A 740-nucleotide genomic window follows, 5' to 3' on the forward strand; every position below is an offset into this window, starting at 1 on the left:
CGCGCAAAAACGCCCAAAACGGTTAACACCAGAATTCACAAATGTTCCAATTACATCATCACGACGTCAAACTGTTCCTGAATGTACAGGGGTTCAGCCTGAATACGGACTTGCTTACCAATAAATACTTCAAGTTCTGCCAGCGCATGAGACTCATCACCCAAAAGCGCTTCTGCAACAAATGGCGATGCGTATACGACAAAGTTGTCGGCATCGTACGCTCGGTTTACACGAGTGATCTCGCGCAGAATCTCGTAACACACCGTTTCAACCGTTTTCACGGTGCCACGGCCTTCACAAGTAGGACAACCAGAACAAAGAATATGTTCAATACTTTCGCGCGTACGCTTACGCGTCATTTCAACCAGACCTAACTGCGTAAAGCCATTGATGTTGGTTTTCACGCGGTCTTTCGACAATGCAGCTTCTAACGAAGTTAGTACTCGCTGACGATGCTCTTCTGACGACATATCGATAAAGTCGATAATGATGATGCCACCTAGGTTACGCAGACGTAACTGGCGAGCAATGGCTTGAGTCGCTTCAATATTGGTATTAAAGATGGTCTCTTCTAAGTTACGACGACCAACAAACGCACCCGTGTTGATGTCGATGGTGGTCATCGCTTCTGTTTGATCGATGATTAAGTAACCACCCGACTTGAGCTCAACTTTGCGCTCCAAAGAGCGTTGAATTTCGTTCTCAGTGTCGTACATATCAAAGATAGGCTTGTCACCTTC

The 740-nt window shown here is 46.1% G+C and carries 1 protein-coding gene; it reads right to left on the reverse strand.

Going from position 1 to position 740, the window contains the following annotated elements:
- Nucleotides 1–50: 50 nt before the first annotated feature.
- Nucleotides 51–740: ribonuclease E/G (locus R7O13_RS26615; RefSeq protein WP_318305176.1), on the reverse strand; the 690-nt coding region annotated here is incomplete at its 5' end.

The organism is Vibrio sp. Y176 (genome assembly GCF_033438945.1).